22 protein-coding genes, 2 tRNA genes and 3 pseudogenes are annotated in these 23,182 nt (G+C 71.4%); 15 read left to right on the top strand and 12 right to left on the bottom strand.

The window, feature by feature from the left end:
- From ponA2 to AC2VOR_RS13130, 4 genes and pseudogenes are all read left to right on the top strand, one after another.
- The coding region (gene ponA2 / locus AC2VOR_RS13145; RefSeq protein WP_486963916.1) for a transglycosylase/D,D-transpeptidase PonA2 at positions 1-2,017 on the top strand (2,017 nt) is incomplete at its 5' end.
- Between the two features lie 68 nt (positions 2,018-2,085).
- Positions 2,086-3,045 carry a metallophosphoesterase gene (locus AC2VOR_RS13140; RefSeq protein WP_369736619.1) on the top strand — a complete coding sequence of 320 codons (960 nt, stop codon included), beginning with the start codon at positions 2,086-2,088 and terminating at the stop codon, positions 3,043-3,045.
- Positions 3,042-3,690, top strand: a pseudogene (locus AC2VOR_RS13135) (pyridoxal-phosphate dependent enzyme); the annotation flags it as partial. The gene AC2VOR_RS13140 and the pseudogene AC2VOR_RS13135, both read left to right, overlap by 4 nt.
- Before the next feature lie 102 nt (positions 3,691-3,792).
- A tRNA-Pro gene (locus tag AC2VOR_RS13130) sits at positions 3,793-3,866 on the top strand.
- Positions 3,867-3,880: 14 nt separating this feature from the next.
- On the opposite strand, the gene AC2VOR_RS13125 is transcribed toward AC2VOR_RS13130, so the two are convergent.
- The 3 genes from AC2VOR_RS13125 to AC2VOR_RS13115 all read right to left on the bottom strand — a co-directional run bounded on the left by AC2VOR_RS13125 (position 3,881) and on the right by AC2VOR_RS13115 (position 6,646).
- Positions 3,881-4,867, bottom strand: coding sequence for a GAF domain-containing sensor histidine kinase (locus AC2VOR_RS13125; RefSeq protein WP_369736584.1), 987 nt, complete (start codon positions 4,865-4,867; stop codon positions 3,881-3,883).
- Positions 4,868-5,939: 1,072 nt separating this feature from the next.
- Complete coding sequence (locus AC2VOR_RS13120; RefSeq protein WP_369736583.1) at positions 5,940-6,320, bottom strand: thiol-disulfide oxidoreductase DCC family protein; 381 nt, start codon at positions 6,318-6,320, stop codon at positions 5,940-5,942.
- A 23-nt stretch (positions 6,321-6,343) separates the two neighbouring features.
- Positions 6,344-6,646: a DUF4193 domain-containing protein gene (locus AC2VOR_RS13115; protein WP_369736581.1), complete on the bottom strand. Its 303-nt coding sequence runs from the start codon at positions 6,644-6,646 to the stop codon at positions 6,344-6,346.
- 545 nt (positions 6,647-7,191) lie between these two features.
- Here AC2VOR_RS13115 and AC2VOR_RS13110 point away from each other — a divergent pair.
- A complete protein-coding gene (locus AC2VOR_RS13110) occupies positions 7,192-7,866 on the top strand; it encodes an HAD family hydrolase (RefSeq protein ID WP_369736580.1) in 675 nt (224 codons plus the stop codon).
- On the opposite strand, the gene AC2VOR_RS13105 is transcribed toward AC2VOR_RS13110, so the two are convergent.
- Both AC2VOR_RS13105 and AC2VOR_RS13100 read right to left on the bottom strand, forming a co-directional pair.
- Positions 7,786-8,106: a heme-binding protein gene (locus tag AC2VOR_RS13105; RefSeq protein ID WP_369736579.1), complete on the bottom strand. Its 321-nt coding sequence runs from the start codon at positions 8,104-8,106 to the stop codon at positions 7,786-7,788. The two genes, AC2VOR_RS13110 and AC2VOR_RS13105, sit on opposite strands and share 81 nt — an antisense overlap.
- A 90-nt stretch (positions 8,107-8,196) precedes the next feature.
- Positions 8,197-8,538 (bottom strand): STAS domain-containing protein, encoded by a 342-nt coding sequence (locus AC2VOR_RS13100; protein WP_369741393.1) that lies wholly within the window; start codon positions 8,536-8,538, stop codon positions 8,197-8,199.
- 192 nt (positions 8,539-8,730) lie between these two features.
- Between AC2VOR_RS13100 and AC2VOR_RS13095 the strand changes: the two genes are divergently transcribed.
- From AC2VOR_RS13095 to AC2VOR_RS13075, 5 genes are read left to right on the top strand one after another with little or no spacing between them, the layout of a single operon-like run.
- Positions 8,731-9,633: an STAS domain-containing protein gene (locus tag AC2VOR_RS13095; protein ID WP_369736578.1), complete on the top strand. Its 903-nt coding sequence runs from the start codon at positions 8,731-8,733 to the stop codon at positions 9,631-9,633.
- 22 nt (positions 9,634-9,655) lie between these two features.
- Positions 9,656-10,045: an STAS domain-containing protein gene (locus tag AC2VOR_RS13090; protein ID WP_369736577.1), complete on the top strand. Its 390-nt coding sequence runs from the start codon at positions 9,656-9,658 to the stop codon at positions 10,043-10,045.
- Positions 10,035-10,454: an anti-sigma regulatory factor gene (locus AC2VOR_RS13085; protein ID WP_369736576.1), complete on the top strand. Its 420-nt coding sequence runs from the start codon at positions 10,035-10,037 to the stop codon at positions 10,452-10,454. The genes AC2VOR_RS13090 and AC2VOR_RS13085 overlap by 11 nt, the downstream gene beginning before the upstream one ends.
- A 58-nt stretch (positions 10,455-10,512) precedes the next feature.
- A complete protein-coding gene (locus AC2VOR_RS13080) occupies positions 10,513-11,085 on the top strand; it encodes a SpoIIE family protein phosphatase (protein WP_486963918.1) in 573 nt (190 codons plus the stop codon).
- A complete protein-coding gene (locus tag AC2VOR_RS13075) occupies positions 11,082-13,301 on the top strand; it encodes a SpoIIE family protein phosphatase (RefSeq protein WP_486963915.1) in 2,220 nt (739 codons plus the stop codon). The genes AC2VOR_RS13080 and AC2VOR_RS13075 overlap by 4 nt, the downstream gene beginning before the upstream one ends.
- Here the strand turns inward: AC2VOR_RS13075 and AC2VOR_RS13070 are convergent.
- Positions 13,295-14,356: a glycoside hydrolase family 15 protein gene (locus AC2VOR_RS13070; protein WP_486963914.1), complete on the bottom strand. Its 1,062-nt coding sequence runs from the start codon at positions 14,354-14,356 to the stop codon at positions 13,295-13,297. The genes AC2VOR_RS13075 and AC2VOR_RS13070 overlap by 7 nt on opposite strands.
- A gap of 82 nt (positions 14,357-14,438) precedes the next feature.
- Positions 14,439-14,702 (bottom strand): annotated as a pseudogene (locus AC2VOR_RS13065) (trehalase-like domain-containing protein); the annotation flags it as partial.
- A gap of 93 nt (positions 14,703-14,795) precedes the next feature.
- On the opposite strand from AC2VOR_RS13065, the gene AC2VOR_RS13060 reads away from it, so the two are divergent.
- Positions 14,796-15,815, top strand: coding sequence for an iron-containing redox enzyme family protein (locus AC2VOR_RS13060; RefSeq protein WP_369736573.1), 1,020 nt, complete (start codon positions 14,796-14,798; stop codon positions 15,813-15,815).
- Here the strand turns inward: AC2VOR_RS13060 and AC2VOR_RS13055 are convergent.
- The 5 genes from AC2VOR_RS13055 to selD all read right to left on the bottom strand — a co-directional run bounded on the left by AC2VOR_RS13055 (position 15,763) and on the right by selD (position 19,621).
- Entirely contained in the window at positions 15,763-16,008 is a 246-nt protein-coding gene (locus tag AC2VOR_RS13055; protein WP_369736572.1) for a CDGSH iron-sulfur domain-containing protein, read from the bottom strand. The two genes, AC2VOR_RS13060 and AC2VOR_RS13055, sit on opposite strands and share 53 nt — an antisense overlap.
- Entirely contained in the window at positions 16,005-16,715 is a 711-nt protein-coding gene (locus AC2VOR_RS13050) for a HemK2/MTQ2 family protein methyltransferase (RefSeq protein WP_486963913.1), read from the bottom strand. Before AC2VOR_RS13050 ends, AC2VOR_RS13055 begins: the two co-directional genes overlap by 4 nt.
- A 111-nt stretch (positions 16,716-16,826) precedes the next feature.
- Positions 16,827-17,381, bottom strand: coding sequence for a type 1 glutamine amidotransferase domain-containing protein (locus AC2VOR_RS13045; protein WP_369736571.1), 555 nt, complete (start codon positions 17,379-17,381; stop codon positions 16,827-16,829).
- Positions 17,382-17,594: 213 nt separating this feature from the next.
- Positions 17,595-18,581 (bottom strand): LLM class F420-dependent oxidoreductase, encoded by a 987-nt coding sequence (locus AC2VOR_RS13040; RefSeq protein WP_369736570.1) that lies wholly within the window; start codon positions 18,579-18,581, stop codon positions 17,595-17,597.
- A 38-nt stretch (positions 18,582-18,619) separates the two neighbouring features.
- Positions 18,620-19,621: a selenide, water dikinase SelD gene (selD, locus tag AC2VOR_RS13035; RefSeq protein ID WP_369736568.1), complete on the bottom strand. Its 1,002-nt coding sequence runs from the start codon at positions 19,619-19,621 to the stop codon at positions 18,620-18,622.
- A 19-nt stretch (positions 19,622-19,640) separates the two neighbouring features.
- Here selD and AC2VOR_RS13030 point away from each other — a divergent pair.
- The 4 genes and pseudogenes from AC2VOR_RS13030 to AC2VOR_RS13015 all read left to right on the top strand — a co-directional run.
- Positions 19,641-19,735, top strand: a tRNA-Sec gene (locus tag AC2VOR_RS13030).
- A 14-nt stretch (positions 19,736-19,749) separates the two neighbouring features.
- Entirely contained in the window at positions 19,750-21,045 is a 1,296-nt protein-coding gene (selA, locus tag AC2VOR_RS13025; protein ID WP_369736567.1) for an L-seryl-tRNA(Sec) selenium transferase, read from the top strand.
- Entirely contained in the window at positions 21,033-22,727 is a 1,695-nt protein-coding gene (locus tag AC2VOR_RS13020; RefSeq protein WP_486963917.1) for a SelB domain-containing protein, read from the top strand. The genes selA and AC2VOR_RS13020 overlap by 13 nt, the downstream gene beginning before the upstream one ends.
- Before the next feature lie 7 nt (positions 22,728-22,734).
- A pseudogene (locus AC2VOR_RS13015) lies at positions 22,735-23,182 on the top strand (formate dehydrogenase); the annotation flags it as partial.

The raw sequence follows: 23,182 nt of genomic DNA, 5'->3' as shown, positions 1-23,182 counted from the left end.
GCAGCAGTACGTGAAGAACTACCAGCTGCTGGTGACGGCCCAGACCGACGCCGAGAAGCGCGCGGCCGTCGAGACCACCCCGGCGCGCAAGCTGCGTGAGATCCGGATGGCCCTCACGCTCGACAAGACCTTCACCAAGCCCGAGATCCTGACCCGGTACCTGAACCTGGTGTCGTTCGGTAACGGCTCCTTCGGCGTGCAGGACGCCGCACAGACCTACTTCGGCATCAACGCCTCGGAACTGAACTGGCAGCAGGCGGCCCTGCTGGCGGGCATGGTGCAGTCCACCAGCACGCTGAACCCCTACACCAATCCCGAGGGCGCCCTGGCGCGGCGCAACCTGGTCCTGGACACCATGATCGAGAACATCCCGCAGGAGGCCGACGCCCTGCGCGCCGCCAAGGCCACGCCGCTGGGGGTGTTGCCGCAGCCCAACGAGCTGCCCCGCGGCTGCATCGCGGCCGGAGACCGGGCGTTCTTCTGCGACTACGTTCAGGAGTACCTGTCGCGCGCGGGGATCAGCAAGGAGCAGGTGGCCCGCGGCGGCTACACGATCCGCACCACGCTGGACCCCGACGTGCAGGCCCCGGTGAAGTCGGCGATCGACAAGTTCGCCAGCCCCACCCTGCCGGGAATCTCCAGCGTGATGAGCGTGATCAAGCCCGGCAAGGATTCCCACAAGGTGATGGCGATGGCCAGCAACCGCAAGTACGGGCTGGACATCGACGCGGGCGAGACGATGCGGCCGCAGCCGTTCTCGCTGGTCGGCGACGGCGCCGGGTCGGTGTTCAAGATCTTCACCACGGCCGCCGCGCTGGACATGGGCATGGGCATCAACGCGACCCTCGAGGTGCCAGGCCGGTTCGAGGCCAAGGGCATGGGCAGCGGCGGGGCCAAGGGCTGCCCCAAGGACACTTGGTGCGTGATCAACGCCGGCCGCTACCGGGGGTCGATGAACGTGACGGACGCGCTGGCCACCTCGCCCAACACCGCGTTCGCCAAGCTGATCCAGCAGGTCGGCGTGACGCCCACGGTGGACATGGCCATCAAGCTCGGGCTGCGGTCCTACGCCGACCCGGGCACCGCGCGCGACTACAACCCGGACAGCAACGAAAGCCTGGCCGACTTCATTAAGCGCCAGAACGTCGGCTCTTTCACCCTGGGCCCGGTCGAGGTAAACGCGCTGGAGCTGTCGAACGTCGCGGCCACCCTGGCCTCCGGCGGCGTGTGGTGCCCGCCGAGCCCGATCGACAAGCTGATCGACCGCCACGGCAACGAGGTGGCCGTCACCACCGAGACGTGCGAACAGGTGGTACCCGAGGGGCTGGCGAACACCCTGGCCAACGCGATGAGCAAGGATGCCCAGGCCGGCGGCACGGCATCCGGGTCGGCCAGCGCGGCGGGCTGGGACCTGCCCATGTCCGGCAAGACCGGCACCACCGAGGCGCACCGCTCGTCGGGCTTCGTGGGTTTCACCAACCACTACGCCGCGGCGAACTACATCTACGACGACTCGACCAACCCGACCGACCTGTGCTCGTCGCCGCTGCGCCACTGCAGCGAGGGCGACCTCTACGGCGGCAACGAGCCCGCCCGCACTTGGTTCACGGCGATGAAGCCGATCGCCACCATGTTCGGCGACGTGCACCTGCCGCCCACCGATCCCCGCTACGTCGACGGCTCGCCCGCGTCGCGGGTGCCGAGCGTGGCGGGACTGAAGGTGGACGCGGCGCGCCAGCGCCTCAAGGACGCGGGCTTCCGGGTGGCCGACCAGACCACCTCGGTGAACAGTTCCGCCGAGTACGGGGAGGTCGTCGGGACCACGCCCAGCGGTCAGACGATCCCGGGTTCGATCATCACAATCCAGATCAGCAACGGCATTCCCCCCGCTCCACCTCCGCCGCCGGAGGGTGAGCCGGTGCCGGTCGGCTCGCAGGTCGTGGAGATTCCGGGCCTGCCGCCGATCACCATTCCGCTACTGGCCCCACCACCGCCACCGGGCGCGCCACCCCCGTAGGCGCCGCGGGGCCTAACGGGGGCGGGGAATGCGCGCTGCCATCCCGGGAGCGGCAGTAGGCTGCCTTCATGGCTGACGTTCTGCCCGTCCTGATACGCACCGGCGCCGCGGCGGTCGGCGCCGCGGTCGCCGGCATCGGCTACGCCGCGGTCGTCGAGCGCAACGCCTTCGTCCTGCGCGAGATCACCATGCCCGTACTGAGCCCGGGGTCCACGCCGCTGCGGGTGCTGCACATCAGCGACCTCCACATGACGCCCAACCAGCGCCGCAAACAGGCCTGGTTGCGCGAGTTGTCCGGCTGGGAGCCCGACCTGGTGGTCAACACCGGCGACAATCTGGCGCATCCCAAGGCGGTGCCCGCGGTCGTCCAGGCGCTGGGGGATCTGCTGTCGCGGCCGGGCGTGTTCGTCTTCGGCAGCAACGACTACTTCGGGCCGCTCCTGAAGAACCCCTTGAACTACCTGACCAACCCGTCGCACCGGGTCCGCGGCGAGCCGCTGCCCTGGCAGGACCTGCGGGCGGCGTTCACCGAGCGCGGCTGGCTCGACCTCACCCATACGCGGCGCGAGTTCGAGGTGGCCGGCCTGCACATCGCCGCCGCGGGCGTCGACGACCCGCACATCGACCGGGACCGCTACGACACGATCGCGGGCCCGCCCAGCCCCGCCGCCAACCTGCGACTCGGTCTGACGCACTCCCCCGAGCCGCGGGTGCTGGACCGCTTCGCCGCCGACGGCTACCAGTTGGTGATGGCGGGCCACACGCACGGCGGGCAGCTGTGCCTGCCCTTCTACGGCGCCCTGGTGACCAATTGCGGCCTGGACCGCTCCCGTGCGAAGGGCCCGTCCCGTTGGGGTGCCACCATGCAGTTGCACGTCTCGGCCGGCCTCGGGACCTCCCCGTTCGCGCCCGTGCGCTTCTGCTGCCGGCCAGAAGCCACCCTGCTGACCTTGATCGCCGCACCGATGGGCGACCGGGACGCGAACAGCGATCTCGGGCGCTCCGTGCCGGCAGCGTCGATGCGTTGAACGAACGGACCCAGATCGCGGTCCGAACCCGCTCCCGGCGCTGGACCGACAACGCCATCCGGCTGATCCAGGCCGACGCCCGGCGCAGCGCCGACACGCCCTGCTGCGTTCCGTCGGCTTGGTCGACGGCACGCTGACGTCGCGCTGTACCTCTGGGACGAGACCACCCACATCACCGGCAGCCTCAAGCACCGGCTGGCGCGCTCGCTGTTCCTCTACGCGCTGTGCAACGGCTGGATCGGCGAGGGCACCACGGTGGTCGAGGCGTCGTCGGGCTCGACGGCGGTGTCGGAGGCGTACTTCGCGGCCCTGCTGGGACTGCCGTTCGTCGCGGTGATGCCGGCGGCCACCAGTTCCGCGAAGGTGGCGCTGATCGAGGCGCAGGGCGGCCGTTGCCATTTCGTGCGGAACGCCAGCGAGGTCTACGCCGAGGCCGAGCGCGTCGCCCGGGAGTCCGGCGGGCACTACCTGGACCAGTTCACCAACGCCGAGCGCGCCACCGACTGGCGCGGCAACAACAACATCGCCGAGTCGATCTACGAGCAGCTGGGCGAGGAACGCCACCCCGTCCCGGAATGGATCGTGGTCGGCGCGGGCGCCGGCGGCACCAGCGCGACGATCGGCCGCTACATCAGCTACCGGCGCGGCGACGCTGGGCGAGTTCGAACGCTCGTGCTCCTGGACCTGAGCGGGGCAGGCGATTTGGTCAGTCGATAGGCCGGTGCGATAGGCTGTCGTGGCTTCACACGGGGTGTGGCGCAGCTTGGTAGCGCGCTTCGTTCGGGACGAAGAGGCCGTGGGTTCGAATCCCGCCACCCCGACCCAGAAAAGTCCGTCAGCGGGTTCGCTGGTTCAGCGCCGCGCTCCAGCTCACCACGGTGTCTCCCGTGGCGGAGCTGGTGACGACGCAGCGGCCGCCGGTTTCCCCTGAGCGGCGGGCGAGGTCGGCCAGGCCACAACGGCGCCGGTCATCGGCCCGGATGGGCCCGTCGTCGCTCACCTCGGCGCTGATGTCGTCGACGCCGACGGTGACGGCGATGCGGGTCGTACCGGAGTGGCGCACGGCATGGCCGAGCGCTTCGACGAGGAAGGCCTCGGCGTGTTCGGCGAGTTCCTCGCTCACGGCGGCCAGGCGGCCCGCCATGCTCAGCGAGGTGCTGATGTCCCCGCCCTCGGTGAGCCGGGCAACCGCATCCTGGATGCACTCGGCGAAACCGCGGCGGGGCGTGGCGGGCCGCGGCAGGTCGAAGACCGTCACCCGGATGTCGTTGATGACGTCCTCTAGCTCGTTGGCGAAGCCGCTCACCCGCGCCGCCAACTCGGGCGAGCGCAGCCGTGCGGCGACGCTCTGCAGGCCCATGCCGACGGAGAAGACGCGGTGGATGACGAGGTCGTGCAGATCCGCCGCGATGCGTTCGCGATCGGTCAGCAGGCTGAGTTCCCGCGCGAAGCGCCGCGTCGTCGCCAGCATCACGGCGATCGCGGCGTGACCGGCGAAATCACCGACCAGGTGCAGGCATGCGGGGTCGAACGGCGGTGCGGCGCCGTTGCGCGTCAACACGATCACGACGATCGTCTGCTGTTCGGCGGACAGCGGCATCACGATCGCCGACCGCTCCCCCAGGTTGGTGATCGCGTCGGCCGGGCAATACAGCGAAGAGGTGATCAAGGGTTCACCGGGCCGGAACACCTCGCCGGCCGTCGAGCCTGAGATCGGAATGCATTGTCCCAGAGCCTGATCCGAGTATCTACCGACCGCGGCGGACACCACGAGGGCGTCGACGTCGACGCTGGCCTGCTCGGGGTCGGCGGGCACCAGCACGGTCGCCTGCTCGCATCGGTGAGTTCGGCCGCCCGCTCGCAGATCAGCTGCAGCGGCTGCAGATCCGGGTCGGCCTCCGACAACAGGGCGGTGGTGATCTCCCGGCTCGCGCCGGTCCACCGGGCGGCCGCGCTGACCCGGTCGAACATCCGCGCGTTGTCGATCGCCGCCGATGCCGCCGAGGCCAGTGCCTCCAACGTGATCTCGTCGACGTCGCCGAAGACGCGCCCGGGCGACGACGGGCATCCCCAGGAAGGCGCGCATCGTCGGGTGGTGCGCGGGAAATCCCGCCGCGGCCGGATGCCTGGTCAGATCGTCGAGGCGCAACGCCCTTACCCACGGGCGGGTGGCCGACCAGTCTCGGCGTGTCGGGATCCATCCCAGCGGGCACGAACGAGGCGGCGTGCCGTCCGGCGCCCACACGCCCACCGCCCCGTAGCGGGCCCCCGTCACGGTCATCGCGGCGCTGACGATGCGGTACAACGTCGCATCGAGGTCCAGGTCGGCCCCGGCGGGGTTCGAACACTCCGAAGGGCCGGGCCCCGTAGGCCGATTTTTCCTTCACGCCATTCTCGCCGACCACGACCGGCACCTTCGCTGTCGCGAAACCGGTGCATTCGACACCGACGCCGATTCCGCGCACACCGGGCGGGGTATCGGCAGGTGCCACCAGTGAACTATCGGCGAGGTCGTTCCGTCAAGATCACGGCGGCGATAATCTGTCGCGATAACCATTGTTCACCAATCGATTTCGCACGATTAGGCAACGACTGTTACGGATAGCTGTAACATGCCGTCACGTTCCACGCCCGCGCCGACGCCCGCTAGTGCAGCAATGCCTGCCGGCAGAAGGCCCACCGGTCGCGAGCCGTCGGGCGCGAGGCGCAGGAGTCCGTCGCCCCGCCGGTGCTCGACGATGCCATCGGCCGGGCCCGACAGACCCGCGATCTGGCCCGAGCCGTCCTGAGCAAGCCGAAGCGGCCCGGCGTCGCAGACGCTGCAGACAGCGCGGCGGAAACGACCTGACACGGCTGAATAACGTTATGCACCACGGCTTTCGGGGATCATAGGCTCAACCGCAGCGCTGCGGCTCGGCCTCGCACAGCGGTGTCACCCCGCGAAAGCGATAGCGATGGGCGGCGACCCAGCGATAGACGACGTTCTGCGCGGCGCCGACCCCGGGAATCCGGTAGATCCACAACGGCACCGGCGTGCCGAGCGCCGCGGACAGGGCCGAGTTGATGGCCCGGGCCCCCGACGAGACGGCGCCCGACGAGTCCAGCCACCACACGGACTTGGGCGGCCGGTCGCCCGGAACACCCAGGCGGTCGGCCATGCCCGGCGCCTGAAACGGTTCGATGCGGAGTCGGCCGGTCCGATCCAGGCGGTCCAGCCGCCCGGCAGCCCGGGTGCACATCCCGCATCGCCCGTCGAAAACCAGGGTGCCGTCCATCCCCCGAGTCTACGGCGATCCGGTCACGCGCAGTCGGCGCAGATCGCCACTCCCGGGCCGGAGTTGCGCAACCGGCTGCGGTGCTGCACCAGGAAGCAGCTCGAGCAGGTGAACTCGTCGGCCTGCTGGGGGATCACCGTGATCGACAGCTCTTCGGAGGACAGGTCCGCGCCCGGCAACTCGAAGAAGTGCACATCGTTGGGGTCTTGGTCGACAACGGCGGTCGACGTCTCGGGCCGGGTGGGTGCCAGCTCGCGGAGCGAGCCGATGTCGGAGTGCTCGGTGTCTGATACGCGGCGTGCGTCGTAATCGCTTGCGGTCGTCATGGCCTTTCCTTTCTCGTCGGTGGCGGGTTGACGCACTTTCCTGTACTCATCACCCGTGGCTCATGCACTACCCCGTTGGAGTACCGGTCACACCCTCGAAACGGAAAAATCTGCACGTCCGCCAGTCGATACGGGCCGGGGCGGCCACCGCGACACCCCCGGGGCGGTCCGGTCAGCTGGCCGGCGGGGGCGGTGGCTGGTCGGGCCGCGCGGCGTGCCGGCGCACTTCCGTCTCGCGGACGCCGCGGTGTATGCGCATCAGCCGGAGGGCCGAGACCACCCCGGACAGGGGGCCAGGATCAGCGCCACGATGATCGGGCCCGGAACATTAGCGCCGTGGTTGACGGTTTCGCCGGCACGGCCGCGGGTGGTGCGTTCGTAATCGATCGGGTCCAACGTCGCTCCACGGGAGAAGGGTTGCGTACCAGGGCCGTTCGGAGTGAATCCCACGAAAGTGTCCACCGCGTCCACCCGCCGGCGCGGGGGCCAAACGCCCCTGCCCACTCGCCGGTGTCAACCGGACGTGGTGTGGGTATGCCGGGCGCATGAATAGCCCCGCGGTCCTGTTCGACGTCGACGGCACGCTCGTCGACTCCAACTACCTGCACGTCCACGCCTGGCAACGGGCCTTCGACGCCGAAGGCCTGCCCGTCGCGGCCTGGCACATCCACCGCTGCATCGGCATGGACGGCGCGGAGCTGGTCCGCATGCTTTCGTGCGACGCGCCCCACGACGTGCGGGAACGGCTCAGCGACGCGCACAGCCGCTACTACCGCGAGGCCATCCCGCTGCTGGCCCCGTTGCGGGGCGCCCGCGCGTTGCTGCACCACGTCGCCACGCTCGGCCTGCAGGTGGTGCTGGCCAGTTCGGCGCCCGGCGACGAACTGGAGGCGTTGCTGAAGGTCCTCGACTGCGACGACGTCATCGCCGCGACGACGTCGTCGCGCGACGTCGACACCGCCAAACCCGAACCCGGCATCATGCGGGTCGCCCTGGAGCGGGCCGGCGTGGGAGCCGAACAAGCCGTGTTCGTCGGCGACGCGGTCTGGGATGCGCACGCCGCGGCGAACGCCGGGCTCCCCTGCATCGGGGTGCTCAGTGGCGGCATCTCCCGCACGGAGTTGCAGGACGCCGGCGCGTCACCCGTCTTCGCCGACGCGCAGGACCTGCTGGACCACCTGGAATCCACCCGCATCGGGGCGCTGGCCGGGGGCCGCTGACGGGCGACCCGGATTTCGCGCCACGACCGGCGCCATGATGCCGCGCAGGTCGTCGTACTGCTGCGGGTGCGTGCGCACATAGTCGCGCAGGCTGGCCGCAGCCTTGTCGTGCGGCCGCAGATACGCGGTGCTCACACGGGGCGCGGCGAGCGCCGGCGGGGGGCAGAGAACCTCGCCGAGCAGGCAACACCCGACGACGGCGATCAGCGACCGGCACGCGGTGGAACGACGGATCTTCATCTCCCAGCCCTTCGACGTTCCGGAACCCCCTACAACGCCGGATAACCGCACGCGCCGCCGGCCAAACGCAGCCCGAGTGACGCGGGCGTCCTAGCGGTTGAGTTTGCCGTCCCGCACCGCGGTCAGCGCGTCATCCAGCGTGGGGTACAGGGGGAACGTCTTGTCCAGACCGGTCAGATGGATCGGCCGCCTGGTCGCCGGGCCCCGCGCGACCACGCCGAAGTCGGCGGACTTGCCGAGCTTCTCGTAGGTGGCGGCGAGAATCTTCAGCCCCACCGAACCGAGGAACTCCACCGCGGAAAGATCGATGACCAGCGCCGTCGGACCCTCGGCAACCACTGCGCCGATGGCTTGTTCGAGGACCGGAGCGGTGACCAAATCGATCTCGCCGCTCACACTGACCACGGAGACCCCATCGTGGTCGGCGACCATCGTGGTAATAGAATCAGGAGCTGACAATGGCGATCCTTCGTCCTGGGCCATGACTGATGGTGCAAGCGTAACCCGCCGTACGAACGGCGAGAGCAAGACGCCCTCACCGCCTGCCCCACAGCAATCCAAGCTAGTCTCGCACAAGGATGCGCGCACCGCGGCGTGCGCCCCGGGAGGGCATCAGGAGGAAAGATGTCAGAATCTCCATCGAATTTCCCCGGCACCGCCGCGGCCACCCAGCCGGTGAGCATCTCCAGCGACGGACTGCTGCCGCAACTGGTCCAGCACCTGCGCCAGAACCGCACCATCCTGCGCGAGGAATGGGCCCGCAGGATCACCGAGGCAAAACTGCTCACCGCGATGACACCGGACGAGCTGTTCGGCGAGGCCACCGCCGTCTACGACAACTACGTCGAGGTGCTCGAGACGGGCAGCGTGGAGGCGCTGCAGGCCTACGCCCGCGACCTGTCCGAACGAATCATCCCGCGGGGTGTGGAGACCGACGAGGTCATCGGCATCGTCCTGCTGCTGCGCGACGTGCTGGCCCGCTCGCTGTTCAAGAAGTACCAAAGCAACTTCGAGATGCTCAACCGCGTGCTCGACGCCTACGAGCCGGCGGCCAACCGCATCGCCAACACCGTGGCCGTCAGCTTCGTGCAGGAGCGCGAGCGCATCATCCGCCAGCAGCAGGAGGCGATCCGCGAGCTGTCGACGCCGGTCCTGCAGGTGCGCGAGCAGCTGCTGATCCTGCCGATCATCGGTGTGCTCGACAGCCAGCGCGCCCGCCAGGTCACCGAGCAACTGCTGCGGGCAATCCGCGCCAACCGCGCGAAGGTCGTGGTCATCGACATCACCGGTGTGCCCACCATCGACTCGACGGTGGCCAACCACCTGGTGCAGACCGTCGACGCGTCCGGCCTGATGGGCGCGAGCGTCATCATCACCGGCCTGTCCTCGGAGATCGCGCTGACCCTGGTGACCATCGGGCTGGACCTGTCGAAGATGAACGCCGTCGGCGACCTGCAGGGCGGCATCGAGGAGGCTGAGCGCCTGCTCGGCTACGAAGTCACCCGCGCCGGGGAGCAGACCGGGTGAGCCCAGCCGGGGCGAGGGGACCATGCCGGTACCGATCCTGAAGCAGGGGGCGATCCTCATCGCCACGGTGCAGGCGGCACTGTCCGATTCCGACACCGAGCGCCTGCGCCACGACCTCATGGAGCACGTCAGCCGGTACCGCGCGCAAGGCATCATCGTCGACGTCACCGCCATCGACGTGATGGACTCCTTCGCCGCGCGGTCGCTGCAGACCATCGCCCGGATGACGCGGCTGCGTGGCGCCGACACCGTGATCGTCGGCCTGCAACCGGAGGTGGCCTTCGCGATGGTCCAGCTGGGGCTGGCGTTCGACGACATGACCACCGCCCTGGACCTGGAGGAGGGGCTCTGTCTGCTGCATCGGCAGCTGCGGGCCGGCAAACCGGCGATCGGGCGCGACGGTGGCGGCTGACGCGAGCGAAGCCGTCGTCGCCATCGAGCATCCCGACGACATCGTGGCCGCCCGCAAAGCGGGACACCAGCTCGCTCTCGACCTCGGGTTCTCCCTGACCGACGTCACGATGATCGCCACTGCGATCTCGGAGATCGCGCGCAACATCACCAGCTACGCGGGTCGCGGCACGGTCCGCGTCACGGTGGCCGACCGGGAGGGCCGCAAGGCGCTGGTGGTGCGCGCCGAGGACCACGGCCCGGGCATCACCGACGTCGAGCGCGCGATGGAGGACGGGTACTCGACCGGCCGCGGCCTCGGCATGGGCCTGCCCGGTGCCCGGCGCCTGATGGACCGGCTGGCGGTGCACTCGGTGCTCGGCCGCGGCACGGTGGTCGAGATGTGGAAATGGGTTCCGCCGGGTGCATGAGGAATGGAATCGCGGGGGCCGGCTCGGGCCGATCGAGTGGGCCACCGCGGGTCGCCCGCTGCCCGGAGAGACCATCTCCGGCGACCAGGCGGTCGCGATCGACATCGGCGGCGAAGCCGCCTTGTTCGGTGTGATGGACGGGCTCGGCCACGGCCCGGCCGCCGCGACACCCGCGCTGCGCGCCGTCGATGCGCTGCGGCGCGCCCGCTCCGAACGCCTGGAGGTCCTGGTGCAGCTGTGCCACCGCGTGCTGGCCGGCACCCGGGGGGTCGCCATGACCCTGGCCCGGGTGGACTTCACGACCAACACCCTGACCTGGACCGGGGTCGGCAACGTCACCGCCAACCTGATCGCCAGGTCCGCCCGCGGCATCCACGTCCGATCCGCGGCGCGCCTGACCGCGGGCATCGTCGGCTACCGCATTCCGGAGATCCAGCCCGCGCAGGTGGTGCCCCTGCGCGCCGGCGACCTGATCGTCATCGCCAGCGACGGCATCACCGACTTCGCCGTGGAGGGAATCGACTTCGCGGCGGCCGCCGCGGGCATCGCCGAACATATATTGGTCGAGCACGCCAAGGACACCGACGACGCGATGGTGCTCACCGCTCGTCACCGGGGGGCAACCAGATGAGCAAAGCCGACGCCTTTCGCGCCCGCTACGACGCCGCGCTGCGTGCCTACCTGGCCGCCCGCGACGAGGACAGTCTGGCCGTGGGCCACGAACTCGGGCGGATCGCCCTGCAGGACCGGATCAGCGTGCTAGACATCGTCGAACACCACTTCGGCCTGGTCTATGAGGCGGGGCGAACCGCCGCCGTCGACGACGCCGGGGCCCTGGAGTTCCTGTTGCAGACGCTGGCGCCGCTGGACGTCGCGACCCGCGGATTCCTCGACGGCACCCGGCGCTACGCCGAACAACGGGCGCGCGCCGAAGGTCTCGCCGACCGCGACAAGTTCCGCACCGCCCTGGTGAACTCGCTGCAAGAGGGGTTCTTCGTCGCCGATCACGAGGCGACCGTGGTCGAGATGAACCACGCCCTGGTCGAGATCGTCGGGTACCCCGCCGAGGGCTTGCCCTACCGGTGGCCGCACCCCTGGCTGCTCGACAAGGAGACCGCCCTGCAACAACGTTCGGTGGTCCGCGACAGCGGCGGCAGCCACTACGAGACACCGATCCGGCACCGCGACGGCCACCTCGTCTGGGTCCTGGTGACCATCAACACGGTCCGCGGATCCGGCAGCGGCCTCGACGCCTACGTCGGCACGGTGCGCGACATCACCGCGGAACGGGCCTTCGCGGCCCGCGAGAGCGCGGTGCTGCGGCTGGCCACGTCGGTGGCCGTGGCCAAGAGCGTCTCGGAGCTGCTGTCGATCACCCTCGACGAATGCCGGGCGGCCCTCGACGTGCGCCGCGTGCTCGTCGCCGAATGGCCCAACGGAGACGGCGAACCGAACGTGCAGGCGGCGGGCCGGCCGGCCCAGTCCTGGCGCCAGCTCGATCCGTGGCTGCGCGAGACCTTCCAGCAGGCGCGTCAGCAGCTGCCGCTGACGGCCAAGCCGATCGAAGGTCCGGACCGCCCCGGCAAGGCCCACGGGCTGGTCGCGGTGCTGTCCGGCTCCGGGGATCTGGCACTGTGGCTCGAGCTGGGCTCCCCGCGCTGGATCAGCGCGGAGGACCGGCTGCTGGTCACGGTGCTCATCGGCCACCTCAGCCTGGCCATGCAGCATGTCCGCCAGTTCGAGACCGCCCGCGAGACGTCCCTGACCCTGCAGCGCGCCATGCTGCCCCCGATACAGCCGCCGCCCGGCTTCGCCGTGCGTTACGAACCGGCCGTCCCGCCGCTGGAGATCGGGGGCGACTGGTATGACGTGCTGCCCGTCGGCGAACATCGCATCGGCATCGTGGTCGGCGACTGCGTGGGCCGCGGGCTGCCGGCCGCCGCGGTCATGGGTCAGCTGCGCAGCTCGGCGCGCGCACTGCTGATCAACGGCGCCCAGCCGGCCCTCCTGCTCGAGCAGCTCGACCTGGCGGCGTCGCTGATCCCCAACGCTTATTGCACAACGGTTTTCGTCGCCCTCCTAGACACCGGGTCCGGGGCCATGGAGTACAGCAACGCCGGCCACATGCCCGCGGTGATCGTGGGCCCGGAACCGGGGGCGACGACCGTGGTGGCAGACGCCGCGTCGGTGCCGCTCGCGGTGCGCCGGGACACGCCCCGCCCGCAGGGCGTGCGGGTGCTGTCGGCCGGCTCGACGCTGATGGTGTTCACCGACGGCCTGGTCGAGCGCAAACACGAGTCGATAGACGTCGGGATCGCCCGCGCCGCAGAGGTTCTGGCACAGACGGCGGACCTGGCCCTGGACGACGTCGGCGAGGCGGTGCTTCGCGAGCTTGCCCCGGCGCCGGGATTTGACGACGATGTCGCCATGGTGATCTACCGGCACCGGCAACCACCGTTCCGATTCGAAACCCAGGCCGCCGCAGACCAATTGGCCGGTATGCGGCGCCGTCTCGGCGAGTGGCTCGAGGGTGCCGGGGTCCCGGAGTCGCTGGGTGCCGACATCGTGCTGGTCGCCAGCGAGGCGTGCACCAACTGCGTCGAGCACGCCTACCGCGGGCGCGGGGACGGGACGATGCTGGTCGAGGCCGACGCCGTCGACCGGGAAATCCGCCTGCGGGTCATCGATTCCGGCTCCTGGAAGACCCCGGCCGCCAACCCCGGAAACAGCGGGCGGGGGCTGCCGCTGATGCGCGCGATCAGCGACTCGATGGAGGTCAACAGCACGGCCGACGGGACCGTCGTCGCGGCCGGCTTCCGCCCGCCGGCGCCGGCACAGGGTCACTGATCGCGCTGCAGATGGCGGGCGGTGTTGATCAGGCCCACCATGCTGAACGCCTGCGGGAAGTTGCCGAGCTGGCGGGCGGTGTCGGTGTCGTACTGCTCGCTGAGCAGACCGACGTCGTTGCGCAGGTCGAGCAGGCGCTCGAACAGCGCCCGGGCCTCGTCGCGGCGGCCGATGCCGTGCAGGGCGTCGGCCAGCCAGAAAGTGCATGCCAGGAAGGCGCATTCGCCGCCGTGGATGCCGTCGACGTCACCGTCGGCGCCGGGCCGGTAACGCACGATCAGGCCGTTGTCGCTCAGCTCGCGCTGCACGGCCTCGACGGTGCCCACCACCCGCGGATCGTCCCACGGCAGGAAGCGGACCCGCGGGATCAGCAGCAGCGCGGCATCCAGGCCGCGGGAACCGTAGAACTGGGTGAACGTTCCCCGGTCGGCGTCGAAGCCGTGTTCGCAGACGTCGGCGTGGATGCGGTGCCGCAGGGCCCGCCACTCGTCGATCTGCAGCTTGGACGGGTCACCGGCGACGGCCCGAACCAACCAGTCCCGCCACGCCTTGGCCTCGTCGACGTACCCGGTGTCCAGCAGCGCCCGCAACGTGTAGGTGGCGTCGCGCAACCAGCAGTACCGGTAGTCCCAATTGCGTTTGCCGCCAAACACTTCGGGCAGTGCTGAGGTGGCCGCGGCCACCACCCCACCGGTCGGCCGGTAGATGAGCGCCTTGAGCGTGATGACGGCACGGCGCACCGCCGCGTCCCAGGGTCCCCGGTAGGTGCAGCGGTCGATCCAGCTTCGCCAGAACATCTCCGTGTCCCGCAGGGCCTGCTGCGCCTCCGCCTGGGCGGCGTTGCGATTGTGCGTCGGCATGTGGGTGAGCACGAACGGGATCTTCTCGCCGCGGGCCACCTCGAACTCGGCCACCACGGCCTGGTGATCGCCCGCCAGTCGCACCGGGGTGGACAGGCACAATGTGTCGGGACCCGCGATCGCGCGCATTCCCTGCTCGGTGAACGTGATCCAGGGCCGGATGCTGCCGTAGTCGAACCGGATCACCAACCGCATCCGCATCCGGACCTGGCCGGACAAAACCCTCGACCACCCGCACCACGTCGGCGGCCTCCCCGCGCGGCGGCATGAAGTCGGTCACCCGCACCGTGCCCTCGTGGGTGTCCCACTCGCTGTCCATGATCAGCGTGTCCTCGCGGTACGCGCGGCGGGTCGCCGCCCCGGTGCCGACCGGGGCGATGCGCCAGTGCCCGGCCGACTCGTCGTCCAGCAACGCCGCGAAGCAGGCCGTCGAGTCGAAGCGCGGCAGACACAACCAGTCGATGCTGCCGTTCCGGCCCAGCAACGCCGCGGTGTGCAGGTCCCCCAGCACCGCGTAGTCCTCGAGGGGCACCGACGCCATCAGAGTTGCCCCACGGGCGACTGCGTCCACACCACCCCGATCGTATGCGCGCAACCGGTAGTTTGCTCCGGCGGCTGACGGGTATCCGTCGGCGTGACCCGTGCACCGATCATCGCCGAACCGGCCCTGCCGGCGGCCCACGGACCGTTGTCGACGGCGGTTCGCCTGGCGCTGACCGGACCGCCCTCCTTCGACCATTTGACGCGCATCGGTTCCGGTGCGCGCGATTCCGACCCTTACGGCCTGGACCTGCAGCTGGCGCTGTGCATGTGCTACGAGTTGCACTACCGCGGTTTCGCCGGCGTGGACCCCGCCTGGGAGTGGAATCCCGCGCTGCTGGGTTTGCGCGGTGAGCTCGAACGCGTGTTCCTGGCCGGCGTGCGCCGCGACGTGGGACCGATCGAACCGGGCCGCAGCGCGGCGACCGAGATGGAGGCGCTCACCGTCGAGCCGCCCGGCGGCACCGGCCCCTCATATCACCTGCGCGACAACGGAACCTGGCAGCAGATGCGCGAGTACTTCGTGCACCGTTCGCTGTACCACCTCAAGGAGGGCGACCCACACGCCTGGGCGATCCCCCGCCTGACGGGCGGCGCCAAGGCCGCGTTCGTGGCGGTCGAGTACGACGAGTACGGCGCCGGCCAGGGCCCGCGCCTACATCAGCAACTCTTCGCCGACCTGCTGTGCGCCGCCGGCCTGGACGCGGCCTACCTGGGCTACCTGGACGCTGTCCCGGCCGAGGCGCTGGCGGTGGTGAACCTGATGTCGCTGTTCGGGTTGCACCGGGCGCTGCGCGGGGCCGCGGTCGGGCACTTCGCGTCGATCGAGATCACCTCTCCGCCGGGGTCGCGGCGGATGGCCGAGGCGCTGCAGCGGATGGGCGCGCCCGCGGCCTGCGTGAGGTTCTACCGCGAGCACGTCGAGGCCGACGCGGTCCACGAGCACGTGGTGCGCGTCAACGTGGTCGGCGACCTCCTCGCGCGCGAACCGCAGCTCGAGCCCGACGTCGTCTTCGGCATGCGGGCCAACGCGCTTCTCGAAGACCGATTCGCCGCGACCGTCATGGCGGCGTGGGAGCAGGGCCGCTCGTCGTTGCGCAGGCCGATCGACTAGGGGATTCGGCGACGCGGCGGCACCGGCGATGGCTGGTGTCGCACAACGGATATTCCTCGCTGCGCCGACAGGTGCAGACCGCCACCATGAACCGGTCGGACTCGACGACGTCGCCGTCGGGCATCTCGATGCGCACCGGGCCCGAGACCAGCACCGGCCCGCCCGGCACCACCTGTACCCGGGCGGCGCTCATCGCTTGTCCCCCCGGATCACGACCAGCTCCTCCTCGCGGCAGCCACGCGGGATGCGCCCCGTCTGTTCGAGCCAGGCCGCCCTGGCCGAAAGGACGGGCCCGAACGGAATCAACTCCGAGGCAACTACTTCCGCCGCTATACCGGCCGAGCGCAGGATGTCCAGCGACCGAGCGGTGTCGGCGAACGCGGACTGCACCATCAGCATCGTTCCCCCGTCGCACAGCAGCTTCGGCATCGCCCGGCACAGCGGGTCCAGGATGGAGCGCCCGTCTGCGCCCGCGTTCCACGCCCATGGCGGCCCGGCGACCGCCGGGATCGCCTCGGGAACGGTGCTCGCCGGGGTCGGCACGTAGGGCGGGTTGGAGACGACGACCTCGAACGGGCCCAGATCCAGGGCGCGCGTCCAGGAGCCCTCCCGGACGTCGACCACCACCCCGGCGCCGGCGGCGTTGCCGCGCGAACATCGCACGGCGTGCGGGCAGATGTCGAAGGCAGTGACGCCGGCGCATCCCATCTCGGCCGCCGCGATCGCGACGAACCCGCTGCCGGTGCACAGGTCGAGCACCCGGCGGCCGGGAATCAGCCCGGTGCGCTCCATGGTGGCCACCAGGAGGCGCGAGTCGTCTTGTGGCCGGTACACTTTCCCGCTTGCGGGGGCGGTCGGGTCGTCGAATGCGCCAGCCGGCGCGGGGAATGTGATTGTCAACCTGGGCCTTTCGGAATCCATTCGAGGATCGTGGCGTGGCCTGTCTTATGCCCGCAAACCGATGGACTCAAACGGTCCGGCCTTCGGAGCAGTTCGCGCCCGGGTTTCGCCTCAGCCCGCCGGAGTGCGGGCGAACTGTCGAAGGATCGCCGCGCAGAACGCGGGCAGGTCCTTCGGGGAGCGGCTGGTGATCAGGTTGCCGTCGACGACGACCTCCTCGTCGACCACGTCGGCGCCCGCGTTGCGCAGGTCGGTGCGGATGCTCGGGTAGGACGTCAGCCTGCGCCCTGCCACGATCCCGGCCTCCACCAGCGTCCAGGGGCCGTGACAGATCGCGGCCACCGGCTTCCCGGACTCCACGAAGTCGCGCACGAACGAGACGGCGCGGTCGTCGAGGCGCAGCTTGTCCGGGTTGACCGTCCCGCCGGGCAGGACAAGGCCGTCGAATTCGTCGACGGAGACATCGGACACCACCCGGTCGACCGCGAACGTGCCGGCCGGCTCGAGATCGTGGTTGCGCGCCTGGATCTCACCGGCCTGCACCGACACGACCTCGACCCGGGCGCCCGCACCGGTCAGTGCCGCACGCGGCTTCTCGAGTTCGACCTTCTCCACACCGTCGGCGGCCAGGATGGCGATGGTCCTGCCCTGCAACTCCTCTGGCATTGCGCGCTCCTTCAATGGTTTCGTGTGCTCGAAGATCTCATGCCCGTGCCGTCCGCAACGCCGCGTAGATGTGGCCCCGGCGATGCCGGTGAGCACCGCCGCCGCGATCGCGCCCTGCCGCCGCCGAGCGCTTTTGTCAAAGTCGTTGTCGTTGCGGAGTTTCCACTCACGTCAACCCCCTATGAGCCAGACGATGTTGCCGCGCGGCGCGCGTCAGCCCGACGCGACCCGCAGCGCCTCGAGCAGCGGTTCGGCGGCCTCGGCCAGAAACCGGTCCTGCGTCTCGCCGCCGATCTGGACGAGCGCGATGTCGGTGAAGCCGGCCTCCCAGTAGGGCCGCACGGCCTCGACGACGGCGTCCAGGTCCGGGCCGCACGGGATGGTCTCGGCGACGTCCTCGGGCCGCACGTACTGCGTCGCGCCGGCGAAACCGGCCGGGGTGGGCAGGTCTGCGTTGACCTTCCAGCCCCCGGCGAACCAGCGGAACTGGTCGTGCGCGCGCTGCACGGCGGCGTCGCGGTCGGGGTCCCAGCTCACCGGGATCTGGCCGACGATGCGCCCGCTGCCGGCCGTGTCGGCCGCCCGGCGGGCGCCGTGCCACGCGTGGACGAGTTCGCCATCGGGCTCGGTGGCGATCATGTGGTCACCGAGCTTGGCGAACTGGTCGACGGCCTTCATACCCCCCATCGCCACCCCGATGCCGACCGGGACCTCGGGCACGTCCCACAGCCGCGCCGAGTCGACCTCGAAGTAGTCGCCCCGCCAGCTCACCAGCTCGCCGGTGAACAGCTCGCGGATGATCCCGATGGCCTCGCACAGCATCTCCTGCCGGCGCTCGACGGTCGGCCAGCCCTCGCCGACGACGTGTTCGTTGAGGTTCTCCCCGCTGCCCAGGCCGAGGGTGAACCGCCCGTCGGACAGGATCTGCACGGTGGCCGCCTTCTGGGCGACGATCGCCGGGTGATACCGCATCGTCGGGCAGGTCACATAGGAGTACAGATCCACCCGTTCGGTGGCGTGGGCCACCGCGCCCAGCACCGTCCACGCGTAGGGGGCGTGCCCCTGCGAGACCAGCCACGGCGAGAAGTGGTCGCTGCACACCTCGAAGTCGAAGCCACGCTCTTCAGCCGAAACGGCGTACCGCACAAGGTCTTTCGGTCCACTCTGCTCGGTCATCAGAGTGTAGCCAAAGTTGGTCATAGCGCCCTGGTTACCCCGGGGGCTCGGTGGCAAACCGCTCAGCGAACCACGATGGTGTGCTCCCCGCGGGCCACGAGTTCCCCGATGACGGGCGCCCCGGGGATCTCGGCCGCGACCAGCAACCCTCCCGAGGTCTGCGCGTCGGCGAGCAGCAGCGCCTCGTCACCGCTCACCGCCGACAGGTCCACGTGCGGGGCCACCCACTCGAGGTTGCGCCGCGTGCCGCCACTGACGTGGCCCGCGGCCAGCGCCTCCCGCGCGCCCTCCAGGTAGGGCACCGCGGTCGAGTCGATCACCGCCGTGACACCGCTGGCCCGCGCCAGCTTGTGCAGGTGCCCGAGCAGCCCGAAGCCCGTGATGTCGGTGGCGCAGTCGGCGCCCGCCGCCAACGCCGCCGCCGCGGCGGCGGCGTTGAGCGTGGTCATCGCGTCGATGGCCTGCGGGAAGCGCTCCCCGGTGGCCTTGTGGCGGGCGTTCAGGACACCGACCCCCAGCGGCTTGGTCAGCGACAGCGGCGTCCCCGGTCGGCCGGAGTCGTTGCGCAGCAACCGCTTCGGGTCCCCTATGCCGGTCACCGCCAGCCCGTACTTGGGTTCGGGGTCGTCGACGCTGTGCCCGCCGGCCAGGTGACAGCCCGCCAGCGTGCACACGTCCAGCCCGCCGCGCAGCGTCTCGGTCGCCAGCTCGAAGGGCAGCACGTCGCGCGGCCAGCCCAGCAGGTTCACCGCCACGACCGGCCGGCCGCCCATCGCGTAGATATCCGACAGCGCGTTGGTGGCCGCGATCCGGCCCCAGTCGTAGGCGTCGTCGACGACCGGGGTGAAGAAGTCCGTCGTCGCGATCAGCGCCGTGTCGCCGTCGATGCGCACCACCGCCGCGTCGTCGCCGCTGTCGAGCCCGACCAGCAGTTCACCGACCGGGTCGCGCGGCGCCGAGACCCCCAGCCCCCGGACCACCTCCTCAAGTTCGCCGGGCGGGATCTTGCACGCGCAGCCGCCGCCGTGGGCGTACTGAGTCAACCGGTAGGACACGGCGTCCATAATTGTCCTCATGGTCCAGGGAGGTGTGTCCGGTCTGGTGACCGGCGCGGTCTTCAAAACCGTCGAGCGGCAGACGCTGTCGTTGGCGGGTTCGATTCCCGTCCGCCTCCGCCACCCCGGGCCCTGACATGACCGACCCGCGCCGGCGGGTGCCCCGCACCGACGCGCTGCTCGCCGATCCCCGCCTCGCCGAAGCCGAGCGGACGCTGGGCCGCCCGCTGGTGAAGTCGGTGATCGCCGCGGCTCAGCAGGCCGCGCGCGAAGGCGAGATCGACCCCGACCGCGTCGCCGAGCACGCCGTGGCCGCGCTGCCGGGCACCGCGTCGGGCCTGCGTCCCGTGCTCAACGCCACCGGCGTCGTCGTGCACACCAACCTGGGCCGGGCGCCGCTGTCGCCGGCCGCGCTGGACGCCGTCGTCGCGGCCGGCGGTGCCACCGACGTCGAGTTCGACCTGGCGACCGGCCGGCGCGCCCGCCGTGGCCGCTCGGCGCTGGCCGCGCTGGCCCGGGCGGTCCCCGCCGCCGGCGGCGTGCACGTCGTCAACAACAACGCGGCCGCGCTGCTGCTCACCGCGCTCGCGCTGGCCCCCGGCCGGGAGATCGTGATCAGCCGCGGCGAGATGGTCGAGATCGGCGACGGATTCCGTATCCCGGACCTGCTGGCCTCGGCCGGTGCGCGGCTCCGCGAGGTCGGCACCACCAACCGCACCGCCCTGGCCGACTACACCGGCGCGATCGGGACCGACACCGGATTCGTGCTCAAGGTGCACCCGTCGAACTTCCACGTCAGCGGGTTCACCTCGGCGGTCGCGGTGCGCGAGCTGGCCGGGCTGGGCGTGCCGCTGGTGGTCGACATCGGCTCCGGGCTCCTGGCGCCGCATCCGGTGCTGCCCGACGAGCCCGACGCCACGTCGGCGCTGCGCGACGGGGCCGACCTGGTCACCGCCAGCGGCGACAAGCTGCTCGGCGGGCCGCAGGCCGGGCTGCTGTTCGGCGACGCCGCGCTGGTCGAGCGGCTGCGCCGCCATCCGGCGGCGCGCGCCCTGCGGGTGGACAAGCTCACCCTCGCCGCGCTGGAGGCCACCCTGGTGGGCCCGCCGCCGCCGGTGGCGCGGGCCCTGACCGCCGACGTCGCCGCGCTGCGCGCGCGTGCGCAGCGGCTCGCCGCGCGGCTGCCGGGCGCCGAGGTGGTCGACTGCGTGGCGGCCGTCGGCGGCGGCGGCGCCCCCGACATGCGGCTGCCCAGCGCCGGGCTGAGCCTCCCGGAGCCCTACGCGGCGGCGCTGCGCGCCGGCGACCCGCCGGTGGTCGGCCGCGTTGAGGCCGGCCGGTGCCTGCTGGATCTGCGCACCGTGGCCCCCGACGACGACGAGCTGCTGGCGGCCGCGGTGCGGGCGTGCGCGCCGCGGGCATGTTCGTCGTAGCCACCGCCGGGCACGTCGACCACGGCAAGTCGACGCTGGTGCACCGGCTCACCGGCATGTGGCCGGACCGCCTGGCCGAGGAGCGGCGCCGCGGCCTGACCATCGACCTTGGCTTCGCCTGGACCGACATCGGTGGGCGGCGGATCGCGTTCGTCGACGTGCCGGGCCACGAGCGGTTCGTCGCCACGATGCTCGCCGGCGTCGGATCGGTGCCCGCGGTGATGTTCGTGGTCGCGGCCACCGAGGGCTGGATGCCGCAGTCGGATGAACACCTCGCGGCGCTGCACGCCCTCGGCGTCCGCCACGGCCTGCTGGTGATCAGCAAGGCGGATCTGGCCGACCCCACACCGGCCGTCGAGGCGGCCCGGGAGCGGTTCGCGGCCACGTCGCTGGCCGACCCGCCGGTGGTGCTCGGCACCGACCTGGACCGGGTGCGCGCCGAGCTGGTCGCGCTCACCGACCGGCTGCCCGTACCGGATCCCGCCGCCGACGTGCGTCTGTGGGTGGACCGCACCTTCAGCGTCCGCGGCGCGGGCACGGTGGTGACGGGGACGCTCGCGGCCGGCACCGTACGGGTCGGCGACGAACTCGAACACGCCGGGCGGCGCGTCACCGTGCGCGGGCTGCAGTGCCTGGGCGAGGACCGCCCCGAGGCCGGCGCAGTGGCCCGGGTCGCGCTGAACCTGCGCGGTGTGGACCGCCGGCACATCGGCCGCGGCGACACCGTGCGCACCCCCGGGGCGTGGCTGGACACCGCCGAGGTCGACGTCGCGCTGCGAACGGCGCAGACGCTGCACCGCGAGCTGGTCCTGCACGTCGGGTCGGCGGCGGTGCCGGTGCACGTCCGCCCGCTCGGCGCCGGCGCGGCGCGGCTGAGGCTGCGCCGGCCGCTGCCGTTGCGGGTCTCCGACGTCGGGCTGCTGCGCGACTCCGGGGAGCACCGGATCGCCGCGGGGATCGAGGTGCTCGACGTGCGCCCGCCGGCGCTGCGCCGCCGCGGCGCGGCGCGCGCCCGCGCCGACGAGCTGGCGACCGGTAGCGTCCACCCGCCCGACTGCGCCCGGGCGGACGAGCTGCGCGCGATGGGTCTGCCCGCGCGCGGCGAGCGGATCGGCGACTGGGTGGTGGACCCGCGGTGGTGGGCGCAGCGGCGCGCGGACGCGGTGGCGGCGGTGCGGCGCTGGGCCGCCGAGCGCGACGTCACGGCCGGCATGCCGCTGGACGCGCTGCGCCGCCAGCTCGGGCTGCCCGCCGCCGAGCTGGTGTCCGGGCTGCTCGAGGGCACCGGCCTGACGGTGTCCGACGGCCTGGTCGCACCGGCCGGCGCCGGCCTGCCGGCCCGCGTCGAGGAGGCCGTGCGCGCCGTCGAGGACCGGCTGGCCGCCGAACCGTTCCGCGCCCCGGAGGCCGACGACCTGGCCGCACTCAAGCTGGGCGCCCGCGAGCTGGCCGCGGCGGTGCGCGCCGGGCGGCTGACCCGCATCGCCGACGGGGTGGTGCTGGGTCCGGACGCGCTCGACCGCGCGGCCGGGATCCTGGCGACGCTGCCGCAGCCGTTCACCGTGAGCGAGGCCCGGCGCGCTCTGGGCACTACGCGCCGGGTCGCCGTGCCTTTGTTGGAGCGGCTCGACGCGCGGCGGCTGACCCGCCGCGGCGGCGACGGCACCCGCGAAGTGGTTTGATCGAAGGATGGATTTCGGCAAGCTGCTGCAGTCGTGGCCGGTCTACCGCCAGCTCACCGGCGCCGACGCGCTGGGCCGCGGCAAGGCCGCACAGTCCGAGCGCTCCGCGGGGCTGCAGCCCCGCACCGCCACCGCCGACAGCGTCGCGCATTCGGTGTGCCCCTACTGCGCGGTCGGCTGCGCGCAGAAGGTGTACGTCACCGACGGCGAGGTCGTCCAGATCGAGGGCAACCCGGACAGCCCGATCTCCCGGGGCCGGTTGTGCCCCAAGGGATCCGCGAGCAAGCAACTGGTCACCGGGTCGCAGCGCGAGACCAGGGTGCGTTACCGCGCCCCCTACGCCACCGAGTGGACCGACCTCGACCTGGACACCGCGATGGACATGGTCGCCGACCGGGTGCTCGACGCCCGCCGCAAGGGCTGGCAGGACTTCGACAAAGACCGCAACACCCTGC

The organism is Mycobacterium sp. TH-M103, from assembly GCF_057473785.1.
Note: the sequence above shows the minus strand (reverse complement) of the source record. Positions and strands in the feature narration are given on the sequence as shown.